This window comes from Flavobacterium sp. Flavsp81 (genome assembly GCF_059491325.1).
The window spans coordinates 2,726,295-2,751,088 of record NZ_CP168505.1 but is presented as its reverse complement, the minus strand read 5'-3'; the positions used below and the strand labels follow the sequence as shown (position 1 = coordinate 2,751,088).

Below are 24,794 nucleotides of genomic sequence, written 5' to 3'. Positions count from 1 at the left end.
AAAATTTAAAAAAGAAATTTAATTCTTTTAAAAAAAAACATAAAATAGATGAAAGGAATTATATTAGCCGGTGGTTCAGGAACACGATTACACCCTTTGACTCTTGCTATGAGTAAGCAAATGATGCCTGTATATGATAAACCAATGATTTATTACCCATTGTCTACATTGATGATGTCAGGAATAAATGAAATATTGATTATTTCTACACCTCATGATTTGCCAAATTTTAAAAAATTATTAGGAGATGGTTCTAGTTTGGGATGTAAATTTAGTTATGCTGAACAAGCTGTTCCCAATGGTTTGGCTCAGGCTTTTGTAATTGGCGAAGAATTCATTGGGAACGATGATGTTGCATTGATATTAGGGGATAATATATTTTTTGGATCTAATATGCAGGAACTTTTAAAATCAAATACAAAACCGAATGGAGGAGTGGTGTTTGCTTATCACGTTTCGGACCCGGAGCGTTATGGAGTAGTGGAATTTGATGAGAATTTAAAGGCTATTTCTATCGAAGAAAAACCAGAAAGTCCAAAATCAAGTTATGCTGTTCCAGGATTATATTTTTATGATAATTCAGTAGTAGAAATAGCTAAAAATATTAAGCCAAGTGCAAGGGGTGAATATGAAATTACAGATGTTAATAAGGTTTATTTAGAAAAAGAATCTTTAAAAGTTGGTATTTTAAGCAGAGGAACAGCCTGGTTAGATACTGGAACTTTTAATAGTTTAATGCAGGCCGGACAATTCGTTCAGGTTTTAGAGGAAAGGCAGGGATTAAAAGTGGGTTGTATTGAAGAAATAGCATGGCGACAAGGTTTTATCTCAGATCAGCAACTTGAAGAACTTGCATTACCTCTTGTTAAATCGGGCTATGGATCTTATCTGATCGAATTTTTAAAACAAAAGAATAAAGGAGTCAGATTTTAATTTTATAGAGAAATATTTTTTTAAAATCTTTAATTAGTACTTTTGTAAGTGTACTGAGTTTTCAATACTAAATATAACAAATTTGAATACAGATAGACAAACTAAAATAGCGGCTTTGCTTCATAATTATTTTTCCCCACGGAACTTTAAAGCAAATATTAATAATCTTAGTTATTTGCCCAGATGGATTATTGTAGCTATTGATATAATGGTACTTGTTTTTTCATTTACCTTTACCTATATGTTGTTTGAGGGAACCGCTTTAGGGTATATTGTAACGTCGTATCAATTTTATTTTATATCGTGTCTTATATGTGTTAATGTTTTTTTCTTTTGGTTATTTAGAACATATTCAGGTATTATCAGACATTCTTCTTATATTGATGCAATAAAACTGTTGTTTTCACAAATGTCAGTTTTGATTTTCTTTTTACTTTTTAATTTAGCTTTTGAGTTATATTCAGGACATAAAGCTTTTTTAAACACTGCACTTTTTATAAATTTAGTACTTTCTTTCTGCGGATTATTTTTATATCGCGTAATTGTAAAGCAAACTTTTGAAATCTATTTTTCAGAAAAAACAGATTCTAAATTAATACGAACAGTTATTTACGGTACAGATGCTAACGCAATTTCTGTAGCAAATGCACTAAAATTCGAAACACCTTCAAGATTTAAGATAGTTGGTTTTGTTGATAAAAATAGTCAAAATGCCTCAAAACGAATGTTGGATTTGCCAATATTGATTCAAAAGAAAAAATTGCCGGCATTAATGAGGTCTGTAGCGGCAGAAGGGGTTATTATAGCTGATAAAAGTTTATCTAAAGAAGATCAGCTAATTATTGTTGATCAGTGTTTAGAATTTAATTACAGAGTTTATACAGTTCCATTAATTTCGAATTGGGAAAATCAAAAAGAAATTTCTCAAAAAGTAAAAAATATTCAGATAGAAGATCTGTTAGAAAGAAAACCGATTGTTTTAGACAGCAAATCCATATCCAAACAATTAAAAGATAAAGTCATACTAATAACAGGAGCTGCAGGTTCAATTGGCAGTGAAATTGTAAGACAGGTGTTGGGATTTAATCCTAAAATGATTGTAATCTTAGATCATGCAGAAACCCCCTTGCATAATTTGTGTTTAGAAACCTTGGCATTAGATTCGCAAACTAAAATAAGAGCTGTTATTGCTGATGTTAAAAGCAGAAAAGCTTTGGAAAAAGTATTTATTGACTTTAGTCCACAGGTAGTTTTTCATGCTGCAGCCTATAAACACGTGCCTTTAATGGAAGAAAACCCTTCTCAGGCAATCCTTACAAATGTAAAAGGAACCAAAAATTTAGCTGATTTGTCCTGTAAATATAAGGTGAAGAAATTTGTAATGGTTTCTACAGATAAGGCCGTAAACCCTAGTAATGTTATGGGAGCCAGTAAACGTATAGCGGAGAAATACGTACAGTCTTTATTCTTAAAAAATAAAAGGGAAAAGGAAGAGGGAGTTACAAAATTTATTACTACTCGTTTTGGAAATGTTTTAGGTTCTAATGGCTCTGTTGTTCCTTTATTTACGAAACAAATTGCAGAAGGAGGTCCTGTTACTATAACTCATCAGGATATTATTCGTTATTTTATGACTATTCCTGAAGCTTGTCAATTGGTTTTAGAAGCAGGAGCAATGGGAAATGGCGGTGAGATTTACATATTTGATATGGGGAAACCCGTAAAGATTATTGACTTAGCTAAAAAGATGATTAAACTAGCAGGTTTCATTCCTGATAAAGAGATAAAAATAAAAATTGTTGGACTTAGACCTGGTGAAAAATTGTATGAAGAATTACTAAATGACACTTCTAAAACGTTACCAACTTATCATAATAAAATTATGATAGCACAGGAAATTCAGGACGAATATGAAAATTTACATGTAGAAATAGATGAACTTGTAACAATTGCAACTTTTTATAACAATGATGATATAGTAAGTAAAATGAAAAAAATTGTTCCTGAATTTAAAAGTATGAATTCTGCTTTTGAAGTTTTGGACAAATAGAATCTTAAAGTTACTTTAATAAATCTTAAAAGGTGTTTATAAAAAACGCCTTTTGTTTTTCAAGTAATCTTTTAGCCAGTATTATAATATAGTTGTAACTCTGAATATAAAATGAATAATACCAATGATAAGGATTGGTTGTTTGAAATAACACCAAAAAATAATTTCTTTTCTTTAAATTTTAAAGAAATTTGGCAATATAGAGATTTATTATTTCTTTTTGTAAAACGAGATGTAATAACAGTTTATAAACAAACAGTTTTAGGCCCCCTCTGGTATTTGATTCAGCCTTTATTTACAGCGGTAACATTTACTATAATTTTTAATAATGTAGCCGGAATAAATACGGGAAGCATACCTCCATTTTTATTTAATCTGGCCGGTATTACAGTTTGGAATTACTTTACAGCTTGTTTAAATGGAACTTCTGATACTTTTAAAGCTAACGCAAACATATTTGGGAAGGTTTATTTTCCCAGAATTATTACACCTCTTTCAGTAGTAATCTCTAATTTAATTAAATTCGGAATTCAATTTCTGATCTTTATAGTATTTTATATTTTTTATTACTTTCAGGGATACAGTCTGATATTGAACACTTTGGTTGTTTTTTTTCCGGTTTTAATTGCTGTTATGGGAATTTTAGGATTAGGATTAGGAATGTTAATTTCCTCTATGGTAACTAAATATCGTGATTTTAGTTATTTGGTGAGTTTTGGGATACAACTGTTAATGTATTTGTCGGCAGTAATGTATCCAATGGCATTAATAAAGAATAAACTGCCTAAATTTGGATGGCTCGTAGAATACAATCCTCTGGCGTATATTATAGAGACTTCTCGTTATATGCTTTTAAATATTGGAGGAATTTCAGTTTTAGGTTTAAGTTATACTTTATTAGTTACTATTGCTATATTTTTTATTGGTCTTTTAGTTTTCAATAAAACCGAAAAGAGTTTCATAGACACTGTTTAGTAAGCCATATTTTTAAACTAAGCTGTTTAATAATTTACAATTCATAATTTATAATTCATAATTGGAAAGAGATATAATTTTAAAAGCAGAAAACATCTCTAAGCAATATCGTTTAGGACAGGTCGGTACCGGGACTTTAAGCCACGATCTGAATCGTTGGTGGCATGCGCTGCGAGGCAAAGAAAATCCATATTTAAGAATTGGTGATACTAATGACCGATCTACCAAAGGAACTTCAGATTATGTCTGGGCTTTGCAGGACATTAATTTTGAGGTAGAACGTGGAGAAGTGCTTGGAATTATAGGTAAAAATGGTGCAGGAAAATCGACACTTTTAAAAATTTTATCTAAAGTAACAGCTCCAACTACAGGAACTATAAAATCACGTGGACGCATTGCTTCACTTTTAGAGGTTGGTACAGGCTTTAATGGTGAAATGACAGGTCGTGAAAATATCTTCTTAAACGGAGCTATTTTAGGAATGACCAAGAAAGAAATTACCTCTAAACTTGATGAAATTATAGAGTTCTCCGGTTGTGAACGTTATATAGATACACCTGTAAAAAGATACAGCTCCGGAATGACGGTTCGTTTGGCTTTTGCTGTAGCAGCATTTTTAGAACCTGAAATTTTGGTGATTGATGAAGTATTAGCTGTAGGTGATGCAGAGTTTCAGAAAAAGGCAATTGGGAAAATGCAGGATATTTCGAGAGAAGGTGGAAGAACAGTTTTGTTTGTGAGTCATAATATGGCAGCGGTAAAGAGTCTGTGTACTAGGGGAATAGTGATGGAAAATGGGAAGGTAAAATTCGATGGCAATATTGATGAAGCTTTATCCAGATATTTAGAGATTAATTCTGGAGAAGAAAATACTTCTAAAATAATTTATGAAGATGATGACAGTAAGGCAACTCAGGTTTTAAAAGTGGAATTAAAAGATGAGTATAAGAATGATGTAATTGAATATTTTACTGATCAGGATATATACATTCATATAACTTTGAGGAATAATTTTGATCAAGAAAATGCACGTTTAAATTTTTCTATTTTGGATAAATATGAAAATTTATTTTTTATAAACAGAAGAGTGTTAGATTTTATAGGAGTAAATACTTGGATTGTCAAAGTACCTAGAGATGTTTTAATAGCAAATTCTTATGTTGTTGGTTTTGCCTTGGATATACCAAAAGTGAAACTATTGGATTTTCCACAACGGAAATTAAACTTAAATATCATAAATCTTACTCAGGAAGAATTCAAGGATGGTGATGTTGAAAATGGAATTTTTAAGATACCAGTTGAATGGGAAATATAAAAAAGAAAATTTTATTACTCTCTACAGGAGACATTAATGGAGCTTACGAAGCCATGACTAGATTGGGGTGTTTCTTTCTAGAACAAGGGTATACTGTAAGTATGTTGGTGAAGCATAAGACAAGAAATGAAAAGTTCATTGTTCAATATATAGGGAAACAAGAAAAGAACGTCGTACCTCCAATTGCAGTTAGGGTATTTATGAAAATTAAAAACAAGCTAGTTCGTAAAATGGGACATAGTCCTCAATCAATACATTTTGATGGTAAATATTCTTTTATTAGTAAAAATGAAACTGTTGAAAATATATCTGCGGAAAATGTAATTTCTCAAATAGGTTTTGTCCCAGATTTCATTATTACAGGTATGACAGATAGATTTATTAATAGTACCGACTTGTTAAATTTACATAAGTTTACACAGGCTAAAGTGTATAACATTACAGTTGATATGAATCACTTTACAGGAGGATGTCATTATGCATGGGATTGTGAGGGTTATATAAAGGGATGTGATGAAAAATGTCCAGCAATTATTGGGAAAAATGGTAGGGATTTGGCAAAAATAAATTTTGAAACAAAACTTAAAAATGCCCAAGAAGGAAAGTTTCAGATAATTTCAGGGTCTGGATGGACTTTAAAGCAAGCGAAAGAATCCAAAATTTATAAAGAACAAAAGGTATTTCATAATATTAATAGTTTAATCGATACCAAACTATTTAATGGAAAAAATAGAGATATTGCAAAAAGAGTTTTTGGATTTGAGAGCTCAAAGTTTTATATTTTAGCAGGTTGCCAAAGTGCAAATGATTCAAGAAAAGGATTTTTGTATTTCATGGAAGCATTAAAAATTTTGGAGACTCAATTATCGATGGAACAAAAAAATAAAGTTGTTATACTTGCAGTTTCTCGGGATATACCTCAAGAATTTGAAGATTTAAATTTCGAAAAACAAAAACTCGCCTATATTACGGATTATAGATTGTTGATTTTACTATATCAGGCCATAGATTTATTTGTAAATGCATCTATTGAAGATGCAGGTCCAATGATGGTGTCTGAAGCTATGGCTTGTGGTACTCCGGTAGTTGGATTTGATATGGGAGTAGTTAATAATATGGTGATTAATGATTTTAATGGTTATAAGGCTGTATTAAAGGATAGTAATGATTTGGCTTTAGGAATAAAGAAGATGGTTACCCTAACTATAGACGAATATAATTCTTATTCTAAAAATGCAGTTAAGCAAATACAGCAATACTCTTCCTTTGAGTTTGCTTCAAGAGTTTTTAACGAAATAATTAATGCTTAAAAATATAAAATTATGAATTTAGAGATTTCAAAATTTGTTCAAAATTTCGAATTATTATTAGATGAGGTAGAACCAGGAAGTGTTACACTGGAAACAAAATTCAGAGATTTAGAGGAATGGAGTTCTTTAATAGCATTGGTAGTTATTGCTATGGTAGATGAAGAATATGATGTTAAGCTTACTGGGGATGACATTCGAACTTCAGAAACTGTAAAAGATCTTTTTGATAAGATAAGTGTAAAATAAAAAATGGAACTTCCTGAATTTTCTAAGTTTAGAATTACTTTTAGACCTTTATCAGAAGCCGATTTGGAAATGGTTAGGATTTGGAGAAATTCTGATGATGTCCGTCTTTTTATGCAATATCAGGAAATTATTACTCCAGAACAGCAAAAATCTTGGTATGATCAATTAGATAAATCAACCAATTACTATTTTGTTACCTATCAAAATGAAACTCCTTTTGGAGTTTATAATATTAAAGATATAGATTTTGAGATTGGAATTGGTGAACCCGGAGCTTATCTAAAAAATAGAGATTTTTGGGAAGGTGATATTTCTATGCGAGCTTCTTTATCAATAATTATATTTGCTTTTGAAACATTAAAATTAAATACTTTGAAAAGTCATGTGCTAAAGAGTAATAAAAAGGCTTTAGCTTATAATCAACAAATGGGTTTTCAAATCAGAGATATAGATAATAACTCTATTAGTTTTGAATTGATTTTAAAAAAGGAAGACTTTTATACCAATAAAAAGATAATCAGACTTGTGAAATATTTAGAAAGTAATTAGGATAATAGTATGGCTAGTTTTAAAATTCAAAATGTAGTTTTATCAGGAATTGCTGTAGCTGTACCCAAAACAAAAAAAGTGAATTTAGAAAATCCTCTTTTTTCTAAAGAAGATGTTGAGAAATTTACAGCAACAACAGGTGTTTCAGAATTTAGAATTGTTGATATAACTACAACAACCTCTGATTTAGGATGTGAAGCAGCACAAAAATTAATTTTAGAAATGAATATTGATAAAAACGATATTGATGTTTTAATTTTTGTTTCTCAAACTCCAGATTATTTGAATATTCCTAATACAGCTCCTCTATTACAAAACAAATTAGGATTGTCAAAAAAATGTTTAGCATTTGATTTGCCTTTAGGCTGTTCAGGTTTTGTATATGGACTAAGCACCTTAGCTTCCTATATGCAAAATTCAGCTTTTAAAAAAGGCTTACTCATTTGTGGAGATACTATAAGTAAAATCGTTAATCCAGAAGATAAAAGCACTGCATTACTTTTTGGGGATGCTGCATCTGCAGTAGTTTTAGAAAGAAAAGAGAATGATGAAGAAATGCAATTTAACTTAGGGTCTGATGGCTCAGGTTATAAAGCTATAATTGTTAATGATGGAGGTTCTAGAAATCCATTTAATCAAAATTCTTTGGCTGTTGTCGATTACGGTGATGGAATTAAAAGAAATCAGTGTGAGCTTATTTTAGACGGAATGGATGTTTTTGGTTTTGGAATAAATCAAGCACCAAAAACTTTTAGAGAGCTCTGTGATTTTGCAAAAATCACAAATGAAGAAATTGATTTTGCCGTTTTTCATCAAGCTAATAAAATGATGAATGAAATGATCCGCAAGAAGTTGAAATTAGAGAAGGAAAAGGTACCCTATTCGTTAGATAAATTTGGGAATACGAGTTCTGCTTCAATTCCAGTTACGATGGTAACGGAACTGAAAAATCAATTACGGAATGGTGAAAATAAACTTTTGCTGTGTGGTTTCGGTGTAGGTTTGTCATGGGGAAGTTGTTATCTCACGACAGAAAAATTAACAGTACTTGATTTAATAGAAATTTAAAGATGAACAATCCGTTTTCACTCGAAAATAAAATAATTTTGATTACTGGAGCATCTTCCGGAATAGGGAAAGCTACCGCCATTGAGTGCTCTAAAATGGGGGCAAAAATTATTATTTCTGGCCGTAATTTAGAGCGATTAGCTTTGACTTTTAATGAGTTGGAAAAAGGTGAGCATATAATGATTCAAGCAGATTTAACAAATCAAAATGATTTTGATAAACTTTTAAATAGTATAGATGTAATAGACGGGATTGTTCATTCAGCGGGAATTTCAGGCCATATGTTATTTAATTTTCTCAAAGAAGAACAATTAGATGATATGATGGATATTAATTTTAAGATTCCAACTCTCTTAACACAGCGATTATTGAAGCAAAAAAAAATCAACAAAGGGGGATCTGTTGTTTTTATTAATTCAACTTCTGGTATTATTTCTTCTTATATTGGAGGCTCAATTTATTCAGCTTCAAAAGGAGCCTTAAATGGGTTAATTAAAGGACTTGCATTAGAATATGCTTCCAAAAAAATAAGATTTAATGGGGTTATGGCTGCAATGGTTGAAACTCCAATTATGGAAAAAAGTGATATTACCCAAGAGCAATTAGATTTAGACAAACAAAAATATCCTCTTAAAAGATATGGTACTCCTGAAGAAGTAGCTTATGCGGCTCTATACTTATTATCAGATGCTGCATCTTGGACAACTGGTACTAATATTCTATTAGATGGAGGAAGAACAATATCTTATTAATATGAAATCATATATAAAAGCCATTTCATATTATTTGCCCCAATATGAGTTAAATAATTCTATTATAGAAAAAGATTTTCCAGAATGGAGTATTGGCAAAATTGCTGAAAAAACAGGAATTAATTGTAGATATATTGCTGCAAAAGATGAAACTTCTGGTGATATGGCAGTAAAAGCGGCTGAAAAATTATTTGAAGAGCATAATATTGATAAATCGACTATTGATTATTTAATTTTATGTACCCAAAGTCCAGATTATTTTTTGCCAACTACCGCTTGTATTATTCAAGAAAAATTAGGTTTAAAAACTAATATTGGGGCTTTTGATATGAACTTGGGCTGTTCTGGTTTTATCTACGGTTTGGGATTAGCAAAAGGACTTGTTTTTTCAGGTCAAGCCAAAAATATTCTTTTTATAACGGCAGAGACTTATAGTAAATTTATTCATCCAAAGGATAAAAGCAATAAAACTATTTTTGGTGATGCTGCAGCCGCAACTTTAATTTCTTCAGAAGATGGTTTTGCTGAAATTGGTAATTTTGAGTATGGAACAGACGGAAAAGGAGCAGAAAATCTTATTGTGAAAAATGGAGCTATGAGAAATTCGAAAACTAATAATGAAGCCATTCAAGATGAATATGGGAATTATCTTTCTGATGATTATTTATTTATGAATGGTTCTGAAATATTTTTATTTACGTTAGTTTCAATACCTAAATTAATTAATAATACAATTCAAAAAAATAACTTACCTAAAGAAAACATCGATTTGTTTATTTTGCATCAAGCCAATAAATTTATGCTGAACAGTTTAAGAAAAAAATGTAAAATAGAAAACGAAAAATTTTACATTCATATTGATGATTGTGGCAACACCGTTTCTTCTACTATTCCGATAGCTTTGTACCATGCACAAAAAGAAAAATTATTGCCAAAAAATAATACTGTTTTATTGGCAGGTTTTGGTGTTGGATATTCTTGGGGTGGTACAGTTATAAAAATAGTTTAAAGATGATATCATTTAACAAACCTTATTTAACTGGTAATGAAACCCGATATATTGAAAATGCAGTAGCTTCAGGTAAAATATCAGGCAATGGTAAATACACCCAATTGTGCCAACAATTTTTCGAAAAAAAATATGGTTTTGGAAAATGTTTACTTACTACATCTTGTACAGATGCATTAGAAATGGCCGCTATTCTGGCAGAAATTAAAGAAGGGGATGAGGTAATTATTCCAAGTTATACATTTGTTTCAACAGCATTGGCTTTTGTAAGGCAAGGTGCAAAAATTGTTTTTGCAGATTCGTATTCTGATAATCCCAATATCGATGCCGATACTATAGAAGCGTTGATTACGCCAAAGACCAAAGCGATCGTTCCAGTACATTATGCCGGTGTTGCTTGTGATATGGACAAAATAATGGAATTAGCCAGTAAATACAATCTTTTGGTAATTGAAGATGCTGCACAGGCGATTGATAGTTTTTATATTGGTAAAGATGGGGTTAAAAAAGCTTTGGGTTCTATCGGACATTTAGCAGCTTTCTCTTTTCATGAAACTAAAAACATAATTTCGGGTGAAGGAGGAATGATTGCAATTAATGATGAACGATTTATAGACAGAGCAGAAATTATTTGGGAAAAAGGAACAAATCGCGCACAATTTTTTAGAGGTGAAATAAATAAGTATGGATGGGTTGACATAGGCTCTAGTTTTTTACCATCAGAAGTTATTGCTGCTTTCCTTTGGGCTCAACTTGAGAATTTGGAAACTATACAAAAAAAACGGAAACAACTTTGGGAATATTATTACCAGCAATTAAAACCTATTGTTGAGGTATTAGAAATAGAAATGCCCCAATTACCAAATTATACTACCAATAACGGACATATGTTTTATTTAAGGTTTACTGCTTTGGAACAAAGAACTAAATATATTGAAAAATTAAAGAAACAAGATATTCTAGCCGTTTTTCATTATATCTCATTACATTCAAGTCCATATTATTCTTCAAAGCATGATGGTAGAGTATTGCCAAATACGGATAAATTTACGAATACTTTATTACGTCTGCCTATGTATTTTGAGTTGAATGAAAAGGAAATAGATACTATTGTTAATTGTTTTAAATAGTGAATATGATAAGTAAAATAAAGCAAAAAATAAAGCAGAAAATATTTATTTCTTTTGAAAGATACTTGAAAAAAAAGCAACAATTAGAACTAAATATTCTAAAAAATAATTTCAAAGCAGTAGGAGATAATTTTCAATTAATGAAGGATCATAAAGTTATTAATCCTAAATATATAGAAATTGGTGATAATTTTTATGCGGGAGATCGATTTAGAATAGAAGCTCTTGATTTATACTATCAGGATAATTTTATACCTAACATTAAAATTGGTAATAATGTTGTTTTTAATACAGACATTCATATTGGGTGTATAAACTCAATACAAATAGGAGATAATTGTTTGTTTGGGAGTAGAATTTATATTACAGATCACCATCATGGTGAGCCTACAATTCAAATGTTGGAACTGCCGCCAAATGAAAGGGCTTTAATTTCAAAGGGACCGGTTATTATTAAGAATAATGTTTGGGTTGGTGAAGGAGTTGCAATAATGCCCAATGTAACTATTGGTGAGAATAGTATAATAGCCACAAATGCAGTAGTGACTAAAAATGTGCCCCCTAATTGTGTTGTAGCTGGTGTACCAGCGATAGTAATTAAAAAGATCAGCTAATCTGGATGTTAAAAATATTATAAAAAATAGACAGTTGAGAGAGGTTTACTAGTTAAATTTGAACAATAAAAAATGTGTGAATAAATTAAGAGTTAAATAGTTATAATTAATTTTTTGGAGTACAATTTTTTAATAGCAAACAGAATGAATTTGAATAAATGAAAAATAATTTACCTTTAGTTTCCATAATCGTACCCAATTATAATCATGCTCAATATCTTGAAAAAAGGATAGATAGTATTTTAGGACAAACCTTTCAGGATTTTGAGCTGATTCTACTAGATGATTGTTCAAATGACAGAAGTGTGGAAATTATTAATAATTATAAAAATCACGATAAAATTTCTCATATCTTTTTAAATGAACAAAATTCAGGTTCTCCATTTGGTTTATGGCAATACGGTATTGAGAAAGCTAGAGGCAAATATATTTGGATTGCTGAAAGCGATGACTGGGCAGAAGATTCTTTTTTAGATAAGGCCATTTCAACAATAGAAAATAGTAAGGCTGTCTTAGTTCATACAAATAGTTTATTCTGTATAAATAATGAATTTAAGCTTAATGATTGGTGGGATTCTTTCAAAAGTGATAATTGGAAATCAAACTATGTAAAAGAAGGTAAACATATTTTGAGACTGTATGGGCGGTTTAAATGTCCCGTAATAAATGTCAGTTCGGCAGTTTTTAGAAAAGATAGTATAGAAGAAAATTTTTATCCTTTTGATTATAAGTACTGTGGGGATTGGAAATTTTGGATTGATGTTTTTATGACCGGAAAGGTTGTGTTTATTGCAGAACCATTAAATATTTTCAGAATTCATAATCTGTCTGCCACTTCAAATAAGAAAGATAATTATATTAAGAAACTAACTGAAAATATAAAAGTGATTAACTATGCTAATGAAGTTCTTAATTTTAAAACAAGTTATTCTAAAGATTATAGATGGTTAATAGATCTGTGGATTTCGATATTTGAAAATACAGGACAATATTTTTCAAAAGAGAATCATTCTGTTGATTTGCCTTTCAGTTTTAGATTTATCTTTTATAAACTATATCTCAAACTAATTTTAAAAAGAGGTATTAATAAAATAAAAAAAATATATGATTCCTAAAGTGATTCATTATTGTTGGTATGGAGAAAAGAAAAAGCCAAAACTGGTTAGAGACTGTATAGCTTCTTGGAAAAAACATTTACCTGATTATCAAATTACAGAATGGAATGAAAAAAACACAGATTTCTCTCATCCATTTGTTAAAGAAGCCTATCGTCAAAAAAAATGGGCCTTTGTTGCAGATTATATACGGTTAAAAAAAATAGAGGAATTTGGAGGTATTTATTTGGATACCGACATGATGGTTCTAAAATCATTTAATAGTTTGTTAAATAACATTTGTTTTTTTGGAGCTGAAGATTCAGAATTTATCAATTGTGCGATTATTGGGAGTTTGCCAAATAATAGTTTTATAAAAGCCTGTAGTGAGGAGTATGATTTTTTAGAATTTGAGGAAGCAACTCAACTTTGGAAGATTTCAATTCCAAGAATAATAACTCAAAAATTTCGTGATCTTTATAGTTTTAGAAATGATTTTAATACTATAGTTATTGAAAATGGTGTGAAAGTATATCCATCTTTGTATTTCTATCCTTTTCCTTATGAGAATAGAAAGGAATTAAATAATTATAAAAAATATATAAGGGACGTATCTTTTGCGGTTCATTTATGGAGTTCTTCTTGGGTTGAATATACTGAGTTTCAATATTTTAAAAACAGAGAGTATTTCAAAGGTTTTTTTAAAATGATTCAGCATCTTTATAATAGCAGAGAATTTAAATATGTTTATTTTAGAAAAATAGCAGCAACAATAAAAAAATCTTTAAGAAATTAAAATTTTAGTAATCTAGAATTTACAAAAACTCAGTATTTATCGAACTTTGCAATTGGTAATGAATCAAAATTTGAATGGTTGCAAGGTTTTAATTTAAATATTTTTTCTAAATGGATAAAAAAAATCCAAGAATAACGGTTCTTATGCCAGTGTACAATGTGGAGTCTTTTATAAAGGAATCTATAGTAAGTATTTTGAATCAAAGTTATTCTGATTTTGAATTGCTGATTATTGATGATGCCTCGACTGATGATACCGTTAATCGGATTATAGAGTTTTCAGATTCAAGAATAAAGTTAATAAAAAAGCCTAAAAACATAGGACTTATAGATAGTTTGAATCTGGGCATTAAGCTTGCAAAAGGACAGTATATAGCCCGTATGGATGGAGACGACATTAGCACTCCAGATCGTTTTCAAAAACAATTAGATGTTCTATTAAATAATCCTGAAATAAAAGCTTGCGGTTGTTGGCTCCAGAGGTTTGGGAATCATGGTAAAATTATTAAACATAAAGAATTTCATGAAGAAATTGTTGCTGAGATGCTAATGCAATGCTCAATGAGTTTAGGATCTGTAATGTTTGAAAAAAAAGCTTTAGAAAATTACAGTTTTGATGAAAATAAAAAGCATGTAGAAGATTATGATTTTTGGTCCCGTATTTCCTGGGCATGTAAGTTATATAACATACAAGAAGTTTTATACTATTATAGATCTCATGACACTCAGGTAACTAAGCTGTTTTATGATATACAAAGAAAGGGTGACATAGGTATTAAATTGTTTTTATTTAAAAAGCTGAATTATGATAATGAAGTTTTTTCAGATGATTTAATAGCAAAGATGCTTTGGATGACCCAAAAGATTTCGATGAATGATTTAGCTAAATTTTTTAAGTGGATAAAACAGCTGGCTCTTAAAAATAAAAAACTGAAAATTTATTCGCAAAAAGAGTTAAATGATGTTTTGCAAATCATAAAGCGAAGATTAGTTTTTGGATTATATTTCGAGCAAACGTCTATAGGTTTAGACAAAAAATGGCGTTTAAAAGCTCTTGCTTATTTGCCCATTGAAGAGTTACTATTTGTACTTACAGGTAAGACAAGAGAAATACTAAAAACCAAAGTAATCAGTAAGTTTAATAAAAATGCGGTTTTGAAAAATTAATGATTTATGGCTGTATCAGTATCGGTAATAGTTCCTTGTTATAACCAGGGTGTTTTTTTAAATGAAGCTTTAGAATCTGTTTATAACCAGATTTATACGGATTGGGAATGTATCATTGTGAATGACGGAAGTGCAGATAACACAGAAGTTATTGCTCAGCAATGGGTAACCAAGGACAGCCGGTTTAAGTATTTCTATAAAAAAAACAGTGGTGTAAGCAGTACAAGAAATTTTGGAATCTCGAAGTCTTCCGGCAAGTATATCCAATTTTTAGATTCCGATGATATTTTAGATAAATTAAAAATAAAGTTATCTGTTGATAAATTAAAAGAAGATAAAAGCAATGAGGCAGGAATTGTTATATCCAATTTTAACATGCTTTCATTAGATTCAAAAGAAATTCTGCCACCTTTTTGTAAACTTGAAGCTGATATATTTACATTGGAAAATTTTTTGTTTAAGTGGAATGTTACATTTTCTGTACAGATGCAATGCGGTTTTTTTGATGCTAAATTATTTGAGAATATTAGATTCCCTGAAAATTTATCTGCTCAGGAAGATTGGGTTGTTTGGATTCAGCTATTAAAGAGTACAAATTGTATTTTTGTAGATTTACCGCTGGCTTATTACAGGATTCATCCATCAAGCCGAATGGAGACAATCGGTATTGGTGATAATCATCTAAAAGTTTTAGATAATTTTAGAGGAATACTTACTTATGATGAATATTATCGTTTGTCTGTGCATATGCTGACCCGATATTCAGAATCTAATAAGTTATTTAGAAATAATTTAAATGCAGTAAAAAAATCAAATGCTTATCAAGCAGGTTTAATGATCCGAAAAATATTAAATACAACAGGTTTGATAAACCCAGCGAGGAAAATTTTTAAATTCATTTTAAGATTTAAATCCTCCTAACTCTAATTTTAAGTAAACTAATGTTCAAAGTTTCTATAATAATACCCAGTTATAATCATGCTATGTTTTTGAAGGATAGGCTGGATACGATTTTGAACCAAACTTTTAAAAATTGGGAAGCGATTATAATTGATGATCAATCCTCAGATAATAGTGTGCAGGTTATTAATGACTTTCTAAAAACAAATCCGGATTTTAGAGTTAAGTATTTTATTGTAAATGATGAAAATTCAGGAAGTGGTTATAATTCTTGGAAAAAAGGAATTGAATTAGCCGAAACAGAATACATTTGGATTGCAGAAACGGATGATTATTCTGATAGCGATTTTTTAGAAGAGTTAGTTGAAATTTTAGATCAAAATGAAAATGTCGCATTAGCTTTTTGCAGTAGTAATTATGTTGAAAATGATAAAATTATTTACGATTCAACTAATAGAACAAAAGATTTAAATGTTGAGATAAACAAGTGTAAAGTTATAGATAATAACGTTTTTTTTAATAGAATGCCTTTTAATACTTATATAACTAATGGAAGCAGTGTAGTTTTTAGAAAACCAAAAGATAAAATGAATGTTGAACTATTTAATAATAGACAGTTGTCGGATCTCTTTTTGTGGAGTCACTTGATTCAGAATAATGAATTTGCATTCTTGAATAAAAATCTAAACTTTTTTAGGAGACATGAAAACTCTACAACAACTAAGATAAGTATTTCTTCAACGAAAATTATTTATGAAGAAGCTCTTAAATATTTGAATTTTTTTGAACAAAATTATAAATTTCAAATTTTTTTAGATCATTATGTAAAGCATTTTGTTTGGTCTAATAAAAAAGAAGTTTTTAATTATAAATTTTTGAGAAAGATAAAAGGAATTGATAAGGTTGATGTAAAGTATTTTGGCTCTCTTGTAAAATTTATTCTGTTAAAAATAAAATCAATATGAAATTAAATAACCAGCCCACAGTTTCTGTTATTATTCCAACATATAAAAGAACCGATTATTTAAAACTGACACTTCAGAGTATCTTAAATCAAACTTTTAAGGATTTTGAAATTATCGTAGTGGATGATGGGACACCAAATGATGAAAATTTGTTTTTGTGTCAAACATTTGATAAAGTAAAATACATTAAAATCGAAAACTCAGGAGGTCCAGCCAAACCGAGAAATGTTGGAATCCGTGAGGCAAAAGGAAAATACATCGCTTTTGTGGATGATGATGATATCTGGTTAGAAAAAAAGTTAGAGATACAAGTAAATGTTTTAGATAAAAATCCAACATTTGACCTTGTTCACTGTTATTGTGGAGTAATAGATGCTGAAGGTGATTTAAAAGAAAAAATTGTTGGAAGACCTAAAACAAGTACTACTAAGCATGGGGATATTGCAATGCAAATGTTTGGAAATTGGACTATCATGATGCCAACACCAATGATTCGCACAAATTTAGTTGATAAAGTAGGTTTATTTAATGAGAAAATTGCAGGGACGTTTGCAGATGTTGATTATTGGATAAGATGTTCGTTTGTAACTAAATTTTATTATATAGATGAAATGCTAGTTCATTATCGCACACATGAAAACAATATTTCTAGTGATACAAAAGTTTATCAAAAGTTACCATTGCATTTGAAAATTTTACTTCACGAATTTTTTAAAAAAAATGTCATTAATGTTAATCAGTTTAAACTCTTGAATAATCGTTTGAGTAAAAATGTTATAAGTCATGTGAAACAACATTATATGTTGTCAATAAGAATTCTCTTTGAACTAGATACTTTTTGGTTTATAAAATGGCGAAATATTAAAAGTTTGATTTACGTTATATTAATCAAATAGAGATTAAAAAAAATAATTTAAGAAATAAACTCTTTATAAATACTTATGAGAAATTTTTTTTATCAACTAATAAATAAACTTGGGTTTAAAATTCAAAATAAGAATAGAGAAAGGAAAAGGCGAATAAAACATCTAAGTTTATTTTGTGATTTTACTGATAATTATGAAATACTTGTCGATTCATATGAATTTATCCGAAATCTAAAAAATAAATTTCAAGATTTAAAAATAAACAGAACTGAAGAAAGTTATTTAGTTTATTTTGATTCACAGCATTTTTTAATTCAAACGCGAGAAGAATTTTTTATTTTAAATGAAGTGTATTTTTCTTTGGATTATGATTTTTTTACTGACCAAGAAGTAATTGTATTTGATATTGGTGCAAATGTTGGCTTGGCAACACTTTTCTTTTCAAAAAAAGAGAATGTTAAACAAATTTTTTCTTTTGAGCCAGTTGAAGAGACTTACAGTCAGGCAAAAAAAAATTTTCAACTTAATTCTTTAAATAACCAAAAGATTGTTGCACATAATTTTGGATTAGCAGGAGAAAACAAAGAGGTAGTTTTTGTGTTTGATAGTGATAGAAAAGGCAGGAGTGGGCAACGTGATGATCAAAAAGATATTTTGCTATTAGAGGATTCATTTAAGAGAAAAGTTGTTTTAAAAGAAGCATCAAAAGTTTTATCTCCTATTATTGAATTAAATAAAGAGAGTAAATTTGTTGTTAAAATGGATTGCGAAGGTGCAGAGTATGAAATTTTTGACAATTTAATGAAGAGTGAAGTAATCAAAAATATAGATATTTTCATGATTGAATGGCATGATAAAGGGGCAGACTATATTAATTCTTTATTGATAAATAGCAATTTTACAGTTTTTAATAACTACTTAACACCAGTATCTGGAATGATTTATGCAGTCAGACAATCCTAGTAAAATATCCATAATAATTCCTACTTATAATCGTGCAAATCTAATAGAGGAGACTCTGGATAGTGTTTTAGCCCAAACTTATACAAATTGGGAATGTATTATAATTGATGATAATAGTACTGATAATACTTCAGATATTTTAATTCCTTATTTAAAAGATAAAAGATTTCATTTTCATATTAGACCTCATGAAAGGAAAAAAGGTGCTAATTCATGTAGAAATTTTGGTTTTGAATTAAGTAGTGGTGAATTTGTGAAATGGTTTGATAGTGACGATATTATGCTACCAGATTTTTTACGGAATCAAATCACTTATTTAGAAACAGACAAAAAATTAGATTTTTGTGTTTGTTTATCTGAAACATTTATTGAAGGAACGAGTGAAACATTTGTTAATAAAGCAAATAGAACTCCTTCTCATGATATTATTTCTGCATATCTTTTTAAAAATCATTATTTTTTAACAGCAGCACCATTATGGAGAAAAGAATTTTTAAAACATAATAATTTGTTATTTGATGAGGATTTATCAAATAGTGATGAGTCTGATTTTCATTTTCGAGTTTTAATTTTAAAACCTAAATACTATTATGCAGAGGACATTCTTTATAAAGTTAGAAGAGGGAATAATAGTGTTACTCAGGATGATAAAAATATTTTGAACTCATTACATTCAAAAGTTAGATTTTTCAAAAAAGTAGAAATTGAAATTGATAAGATTGATTTAATAGATAAAAAAAAGATATACAATTATTTATTGTCCAGACAACTTAATTTGTTTTATGAAATTAGGCAATTAACAAAAAGAGAGCTAATTTCCTATTTTAGAGATTTTAGATCATTGTACTTTCTTTTAATTAAAAGCCGCAAGTCTTTTTTAAGTAAAATTAAAATTTTGTTTGGTTTATTAATTGTTTCTTTTTTTAGTAAAGGATATAAATTAATGTATTTTAAAGTTGATTGTAGAGAACAAATTGAAAATTAAATGAGAATAGGTTTTAATCCTCAAAAAGATAAAAAAATATCTCGATCTAATTATTTCCATCAAGTGATTGTACCTGTTTATATACCCAATCTGGAAGGTTATTTTAAAGATAGTTTTCAGATATTAAAATATTGTTTGGAATCACTTTTTAAAACATGTCACTCAAAAACCTATATAGTCGTTATAAACAATGGAAGCTGTATTGAGGTTGTAAATTACTTAGATGATTTATATCGACAAAGTAAAATCCAAGAACTTATTCATACACAAAACATTGGTAAGTTAAATGCTGTTTTAAAAGGTATTTCTGGTCATGATTTTAAATTTGTGACTGTTTCTGATTGTGATGTGCTTTTTTTAAAAGATTGGCAGAAAGAAAGCTATAAGATTTTTCAGAATTTTTCAAAAACAGGGGCCGTTTGTCCAACCCCTTCTTCAAAGTCATTAAAAAGTAATAGTTTTAATATTTGGTTTGATCTTTTGTTTTCAAAATCGCTTCGTTTTACAAAGGTTAAAAATCCTCAGGCTTTAAAAGCATTTGCAACAAGCGTTGGAAATCCTGACATGTACAATAGTCTGCATCTTGAAAAATATCTCACGGTTGCCAATGGTGATTTTAAAGCTGTTGTTGGTGCAGGTCATTTTGTAACAACTTACAGAAAAGAAGTTTTTGAAAAAAGCAATATAAAATATTCCAACTTTATGCTGGGTGGTGACAGCGAAGACAAATTGCTGGATATTCCAGTAATAAAAAAAGGAATGTGGAGACTTTCAACAGAAGATAATTTTGCTTATCACCTGGGGAATGTGGAAGAACAGTGGATGAGGAAAACTTTAGAGAAAATAAAACCAAATGATTTTTTTCCAGAGTTGGAAATCAATCTGCCAGATATTAAATTCTCAAAAGCAGAGTTTATCGTTAAAAGTATATTGTTTAAAAAAATTATTACGAGAAAAAAAATATGGAATTATTGTCTAGAGCTTAAAGGTCTTTCTAAAGAAGAGGTAAGAAAATATACTGAATGATATGAATAATTCTACAAAAGTCATACTTATTTCGCAATTCCCCATGCCTTTTTCAAAGATTGGAAGTTGGACTATGCTTTATAAGAATTATTTAGAAAACAATCACAAAATAGATTGTATTGTATGTTCGAGACCCGAAAAAACATTTGAAGAAATAAAGTATAGTTTTGTCAAACTTACTTTTCTGCAGAATATGCAACGCAAATTTTTGAAGAGAAAATACCTTGAATATTTTAAGGCTTTTGATAAATTGATTACTCCAAATGAAAAATATATAATTCAGATTATTGATAACTATGGAATAGTGAAGCCTCTTAGAAATTATCTGATTTCAAAAGGAATTTCCAAACAATGTTATATTCAGTTTTTTTATCACGGATATCTGCCTTATGGTAATCATGGTAAGAGCTCAGATTTTTATGAAATCATTGATGAGATGATTTTGCTTACCAATGATAGTTATGCACAACATAAAGAACAGATTAATTTGTTACCAAGTTATTTCTCGGTTTTGCACAATGGTATTGATACAAAAAAATTTAGTAAGATTTCTAATTCTGAGAAAACGAAATTAAAAATGGAATTAGGTTTTGGTGACCTGAAAGTCTTTGTTTGGTGTTCCCAAGACAGACCTCAAAAAGGATTACATCTAATTTTAGATGTTTGGAAAAAAGTATATGCTTCACATACAAATATTGTCCTGTTAGTTATTGGTTGTAATCCTAAGAAAAAAATAGAAGGAGTTGTATATTTAGGAAGGATTCCAAACGACGAACTCCCAAAATATTACCAGGCATCAGATTGCTATCTTTTTCCAACTTTGTGTCAGGAAGGTTTTGGACTTAGCCTTATAGAAGCCTTGCATTGCGGGAATTATTGTATAGCATCAGCAATGGGGGGGGTTCCGGAAGTTTTGCAGTATGGAAAACTTGGAAAGTTGATTGAAAACCCACATTTTGTTTCGGAATGGGAAATTGCCATAAATGATTTTTTAGAAGGAAATTTTCAACTTCCTGATTTATCAGATGAATTATACTCCATGGAAAATTGGAATTTAGAAATGAATATAATTATTGAGAATGCTAAAAAAAGGTTTTAAACTATGAACAATCCTTATATCATTGCCGAAATTGGTCAAGCGCATGAAGGAAGCTTAGGAATTTTATATTCTTATATAGATGCCCTCGCTCACACTGGAGTGAATGCAGTGAAGTTTCAAATGCATATTGCCGAAGCAGAAAGCAGTCCAGAAGAGCCATTTAGAGTTAAGTTTTCATTAGAAGATAAGACACGATTCGATTATTGGAAACGAATGGGTTTTTCCCTGGAACAATGGAAAGGAATCAAAAATCATTGTGATGAAGTTGGATTAGATTTTATTTGTTCACCTTTTAGTAATTTGGCCGTTGACTGGCTGGAAGAAATTGGGATTCAACAATACAAAATTGGTTCTGGTGAAGTGAATAATTTTTTGATTTTAGAAAAAATAGCTCAAACTGGGAAGCCTGTGATTTTATCTTCAGGTATGAGTTCTTACGAAGAGTTAGATCAGACTGTTGCTTTTTTAAGAGAAAGAAATGTCAATTTCTCTATTTTGCAATGTACTACTGCCTATCCAACTAATCCTGAGCAATATGGTTTGAATGTGATTCAGGAATTGAAAAATCGTTATGATGTGCCTATTGGTTTTTCAGACCATTCGGCAAAAATTGAAACTTGTATTGCTGCTACTGCTCTAGGAGCGAGTATTCTTGAATTTCATGCTGTTTTTGACAGACAGCTTTTTGGACCAGATTCAAAATCTTCTTTGACCATTAATGAGATTCAAAATCTAGTAATAGGTATCAGAAATATTAAACGAGCCCTTGATAATCCAATAGATAAAAAATCCAATGAAAATTTTGCAGCCTTAAAGCAAATGTTTGAAAAATCATTAGCTATAAATAAAAAACTGCCTCAAGGACATATACTAACTATTGATGATTTAGAAGCAAAAAAGCCAAAAGGATGCGGGATTGACGCAGCAAAATTTATGGATGTTGTTGGCAAAAGACTTACTTTTGACAAAAATAAATGGGATTTTTTAAATGAAGAAAATATACAATGAGTAGAAGAAAAATAGTGGTAGTCATTACGGCGCGACCTTCCTACAGCCGTGTAAAAACAGTTTTATCTGCTATTCAAAAGCATACAGATTTAGAACTGCAGCTGGTGGTTGCCGCTTCAGCTTTATTGGACCGCTATGGGTCAGCTGTAAATTATATAGAAAAAGATGGTTTTGCTATTGCAGCAAAAGTATTTAATGTTTTAGAAGGAGAAAATTTGACTGCAGCCGCCAAAACGACTGGTATCGGAATTTTAGAATTGTCTACTGTTTTTGACAATTTGAAACCTGATATTGTTGTGACTGTAGCTGATCGTTTCGAAACCATGGCAACAGCTATTGCAGCTTCTTATATGAATATTCCACTGGCACATATTCAAGGAGGAGAAGTTACTGGGAATATAGACGAAAAAGTACGCCATGCTATTACGAAATTGGCTGATTATCACTTTGTTGCTTCAGAAAGTGCAAAAGAAAGAGTAATAAAATTAGGGGAAAATCCTGATTTTGTTTTCAACACAGGTTGTCCCTCTATTGATATTGCTTCGGAAATTAATACTATAAAAGGATTGAATTTTAATCCGTATCAAAAATATGGAGGGGTTGGATCTGATCCCGATTTAACTAATGGCTATTTAGTAGTCATGCAGCATCCAGTTACGACAGAATATCAGAATTCCAGAAAACATATTGAAGAAACTCTTGAAGCTGTAAACGAATTGAATATGCCTACCTTGTGGTTTTGGCCGAATGTTGATGCAGGCGCTGATGGAACTTCTACAGGAATTAGGGCTTTTCGTGAATATCATAAGTTAAAAAATGTTCATTTTTTTAAGAATATGGAAGGCGATGATTTTCTGGTTTTATTGAATAATGCTAAAGCTTTACTGGGTAACTCCAGTGTGGGAATTAGAGAATGCGCTTATCTTGGGGTTCCGGTTATTAATATTGGATCCCGACAAAATAAACGCGATCGTGGTCATAATGTAATTGATGTCGATTATAATAAAAACGAAATAATAGACGCTGTTCATACAGTTTTGGAAAACGGGAAATCTGAAACTTCAGCTGTCTACGGAGGTGGAAATGCAGGTTCATCCATAGCTGATTTGTTAGTAAAAGTACCATTGCAGTTTCATAAAACCATCATGTATTAAATAATTAAAGAATATGATTTCGATATTAATAAGAAATAAAAATGAAGCAAATTCTTTAGTAAACGCTTTACGGAGTATTAAAAAACAAAAATTTGATTTGCCTTATGAGATAGTTATTATTGATGATGCTTCTACTGATAATTCTATAGAAATAGCAAATGAATTTGGTTGTAAAGTGGTGAAATTAGATAAAAAATTCACCTATGGATATGCATTAAATTTTGGGCTTAAGCATTGTCAATATGAAATTGTTTTATTGCTGAGTTCTCATAATATACTTTTATCAAGTGATTTTTTTGAAAATTTCGTTGATTATTTTAGTGATCCATCCATCGCTGCTGTTAGGTGCATACCCATTTCTAATACAAAGCAAATTGTGCAGTCTGTTAAAAGTGATTTGACAATTAATAAAAGTAATTACGTTCACGAAAAGGATTGGCAAAATCTTATAGTTGCTAATTGTTCGGCGATCCGTAAAAGTGTTGCACTTCAAATTCCTTTCAATGAAACCATTAGATCAAATGAAGAAAAACTATGGTCACTTGAAGTTATGGAAAAGGGATACAGTTTAAAGTCAAACGTTTCGTGTTATTTCTTATACAATAGAAAAAATAATTATAAGGTTGACATAAGAGATCATATTTCTAAATACCAGGTAGATGGAATAGTACCGCTTAAAACTTCAAGATTTATATGGATATTTTTTAAATCTATTCCTTGGGCACTAAAGATTGCTTGGGACAGATGGTATAAGACTAATCATCTTAATTGGGAATTTTCAAGAATTTCTCGAAAATTTGAAAAAGGAAAATACAATTAAA

General features: G+C 29.9%; 25 protein-coding genes. All 25 read left to right on the top strand.

Annotated features, from left to right (window positions below; all coding sequences use genetic code 11):
- Nucleotides 1–48: 48 nt before the first annotated feature.
- Entirely contained in the window at nt 49–933 is an 885-nt protein-coding gene (rfbA, locus tag ACEN92_RS11465) for a glucose-1-phosphate thymidylyltransferase RfbA (RefSeq protein ID WP_495638522.1), read from the top strand.
- Between the two features lie 82 nt (nt 934–1,015).
- The gene (locus tag ACEN92_RS11460; RefSeq protein WP_495638521.1) at nt 1,016–2,983 is read left to right on the top strand and encodes a polysaccharide biosynthesis protein; all 1,968 of its coding nucleotides are present in this window, start codon (nt 1,016–1,018) and stop codon (nt 2,981–2,983) included.
- A gap of 111 nt (nt 2,984–3,094) precedes the next feature.
- A complete protein-coding gene (locus ACEN92_RS11455; RefSeq protein ID WP_495638520.1) occupies nt 3,095–3,958 on the top strand; it encodes an ABC transporter permease in 864 nt (287 codons plus the stop codon).
- Nucleotides 3,959–4,019: 61 nt separating this feature from the next.
- Nucleotides 4,020–5,273, top strand: coding sequence for an ABC transporter ATP-binding protein (locus ACEN92_RS11450; protein ID WP_495638519.1), 1,254 nt, complete (start codon nt 4,020–4,022; stop codon nt 5,271–5,273).
- Complete coding sequence (locus tag ACEN92_RS11445; RefSeq protein WP_495638518.1) at nt 5,261–6,583, top strand: glycosyltransferase; 1,323 nt, start codon at nt 5,261–5,263, stop codon at nt 6,581–6,583. Before ACEN92_RS11450 ends, ACEN92_RS11445 begins: the two co-directional genes overlap by 13 nt.
- 12 nt (nt 6,584–6,595) lie before the next feature.
- The gene (locus ACEN92_RS11440) at nt 6,596–6,829 is read left to right on the top strand and encodes an acyl carrier protein (RefSeq protein ID WP_495638517.1); all 234 of its coding nucleotides are present in this window, start codon (nt 6,596–6,598) and stop codon (nt 6,827–6,829) included.
- A 3-nt stretch (nt 6,830–6,832) separates the two neighbouring features.
- The gene (locus ACEN92_RS11435; protein WP_495638516.1) at nt 6,833–7,378 is read left to right on the top strand and encodes a GNAT family N-acetyltransferase; all 546 of its coding nucleotides are present in this window, start codon (nt 6,833–6,835) and stop codon (nt 7,376–7,378) included.
- Nucleotides 7,379–7,387: 9 nt separating this feature from the next.
- Nucleotides 7,388–8,446 (top strand): 3-oxoacyl-ACP synthase III family protein, encoded by a 1,059-nt coding sequence (locus ACEN92_RS11430; RefSeq protein WP_495638515.1) that lies wholly within the window; start codon nt 7,388–7,390, stop codon nt 8,444–8,446.
- 2 nt (nt 8,447–8,448) lie between these two features.
- The gene (locus ACEN92_RS11425; protein WP_495638514.1) at nt 8,449–9,198 is read left to right on the top strand and encodes an SDR family NAD(P)-dependent oxidoreductase; all 750 of its coding nucleotides are present in this window, start codon (nt 8,449–8,451) and stop codon (nt 9,196–9,198) included.
- Complete coding sequence (locus tag ACEN92_RS11420) at nt 9,173–10,207, top strand: ketoacyl-ACP synthase III (RefSeq protein WP_495638513.1); 1,035 nt, start codon at nt 9,173–9,175, stop codon at nt 10,205–10,207. The genes ACEN92_RS11425 and ACEN92_RS11420 overlap by 26 nt, the downstream gene beginning before the upstream one ends.
- Before the next feature lie 2 nt (nt 10,208–10,209).
- Entirely contained in the window at nt 10,210–11,337 is a 1,128-nt protein-coding gene (gene rffA / locus ACEN92_RS11415; protein WP_495638512.1) for a dTDP-4-amino-4,6-dideoxygalactose transaminase, read from the top strand.
- Nucleotides 11,338–11,342: 5 nt separating this feature from the next.
- Nucleotides 11,343–11,951 carry an acyltransferase gene (locus ACEN92_RS11410; protein WP_495638511.1) on the top strand — a complete coding sequence of 203 codons (609 nt, stop codon included), beginning with the start codon at nt 11,343–11,345 and terminating at the stop codon, nt 11,949–11,951.
- Nucleotides 11,952–12,109: 158 nt separating this feature from the next.
- A complete protein-coding gene (locus tag ACEN92_RS11405) occupies nt 12,110–13,066 on the top strand; it encodes a glycosyltransferase family 2 protein (protein ID WP_495638510.1) in 957 nt (318 codons plus the stop codon).
- Nucleotides 13,056–13,841, top strand: coding sequence for a glycosyltransferase family 32 protein (locus tag ACEN92_RS11400; protein ID WP_495638509.1), 786 nt, complete (start codon nt 13,056–13,058; stop codon nt 13,839–13,841). Before ACEN92_RS11405 ends, ACEN92_RS11400 begins: the two co-directional genes overlap by 11 nt.
- Nucleotides 13,842–13,951: 110 nt before the next feature.
- Nucleotides 13,952–15,007: a glycosyltransferase family 2 protein gene (locus tag ACEN92_RS11395; RefSeq protein ID WP_495638508.1), complete on the top strand. Its 1,056-nt coding sequence runs from the start codon at nt 13,952–13,954 to the stop codon at nt 15,005–15,007.
- Between the two features lie 6 nt (nt 15,008–15,013).
- A complete protein-coding gene (locus tag ACEN92_RS11390; RefSeq protein ID WP_495638507.1) occupies nt 15,014–15,928 on the top strand; it encodes a glycosyltransferase family 2 protein in 915 nt (304 codons plus the stop codon).
- 20 nt (nt 15,929–15,948) lie between these two features.
- Complete coding sequence (locus tag ACEN92_RS11385) at nt 15,949–16,872, top strand: glycosyltransferase family 2 protein (protein WP_495638506.1); 924 nt, start codon at nt 15,949–15,951, stop codon at nt 16,870–16,872.
- Nucleotides 16,869–17,768: a glycosyltransferase family 2 protein gene (locus ACEN92_RS11380; protein WP_495638505.1), complete on the top strand. Its 900-nt coding sequence runs from the start codon at nt 16,869–16,871 to the stop codon at nt 17,766–17,768. Before ACEN92_RS11385 ends, ACEN92_RS11380 begins: the two co-directional genes overlap by 4 nt.
- A 45-nt stretch (nt 17,769–17,813) precedes the next feature.
- Nucleotides 17,814–18,701 carry an FkbM family methyltransferase gene (locus tag ACEN92_RS11375; protein ID WP_495638504.1) on the top strand — a complete coding sequence of 296 codons (888 nt, stop codon included), beginning with the start codon at nt 17,814–17,816 and terminating at the stop codon, nt 18,699–18,701.
- A complete protein-coding gene (locus tag ACEN92_RS11370) occupies nt 18,682–19,686 on the top strand; it encodes a glycosyltransferase family 2 protein (RefSeq protein ID WP_495638503.1) in 1,005 nt (334 codons plus the stop codon). Before ACEN92_RS11375 ends, ACEN92_RS11370 begins: the two co-directional genes overlap by 20 nt.
- Nucleotides 19,687–20,712 carry a glycosyltransferase family A protein gene (locus ACEN92_RS11365; RefSeq protein ID WP_495638502.1) on the top strand — a complete coding sequence of 342 codons (1,026 nt, stop codon included), beginning with the start codon at nt 19,687–19,689 and terminating at the stop codon, nt 20,710–20,712.
- Between the two features lies 1 nt (nt 20,713).
- Complete coding sequence (locus tag ACEN92_RS11360) at nt 20,714–21,811, top strand: glycosyltransferase family 4 protein (protein ID WP_495638501.1); 1,098 nt, start codon at nt 20,714–20,716, stop codon at nt 21,809–21,811.
- A gap of 3 nt (nt 21,812–21,814) precedes the next feature.
- Nucleotides 21,815–22,819 carry an N-acetylneuraminate synthase family protein gene (locus ACEN92_RS11355; RefSeq protein ID WP_495638500.1) on the top strand — a complete coding sequence of 335 codons (1,005 nt, stop codon included), beginning with the start codon at nt 21,815–21,817 and terminating at the stop codon, nt 22,817–22,819.
- Nucleotides 22,816–23,973, top strand: coding sequence for a UDP-N-acetylglucosamine 2-epimerase (gene neuC / locus ACEN92_RS11350; RefSeq protein WP_495638499.1), 1,158 nt, complete (start codon nt 22,816–22,818; stop codon nt 23,971–23,973). The genes ACEN92_RS11355 and neuC overlap by 4 nt, the downstream gene beginning before the upstream one ends.
- Before the next feature lie 13 nt (nt 23,974–23,986).
- Entirely contained in the window at nt 23,987–24,793 is an 807-nt protein-coding gene (locus tag ACEN92_RS11345; RefSeq protein ID WP_495638498.1) for a glycosyltransferase family 2 protein, read from the top strand.
- Nucleotide 24,794: the final 1 nt, after the last annotated feature.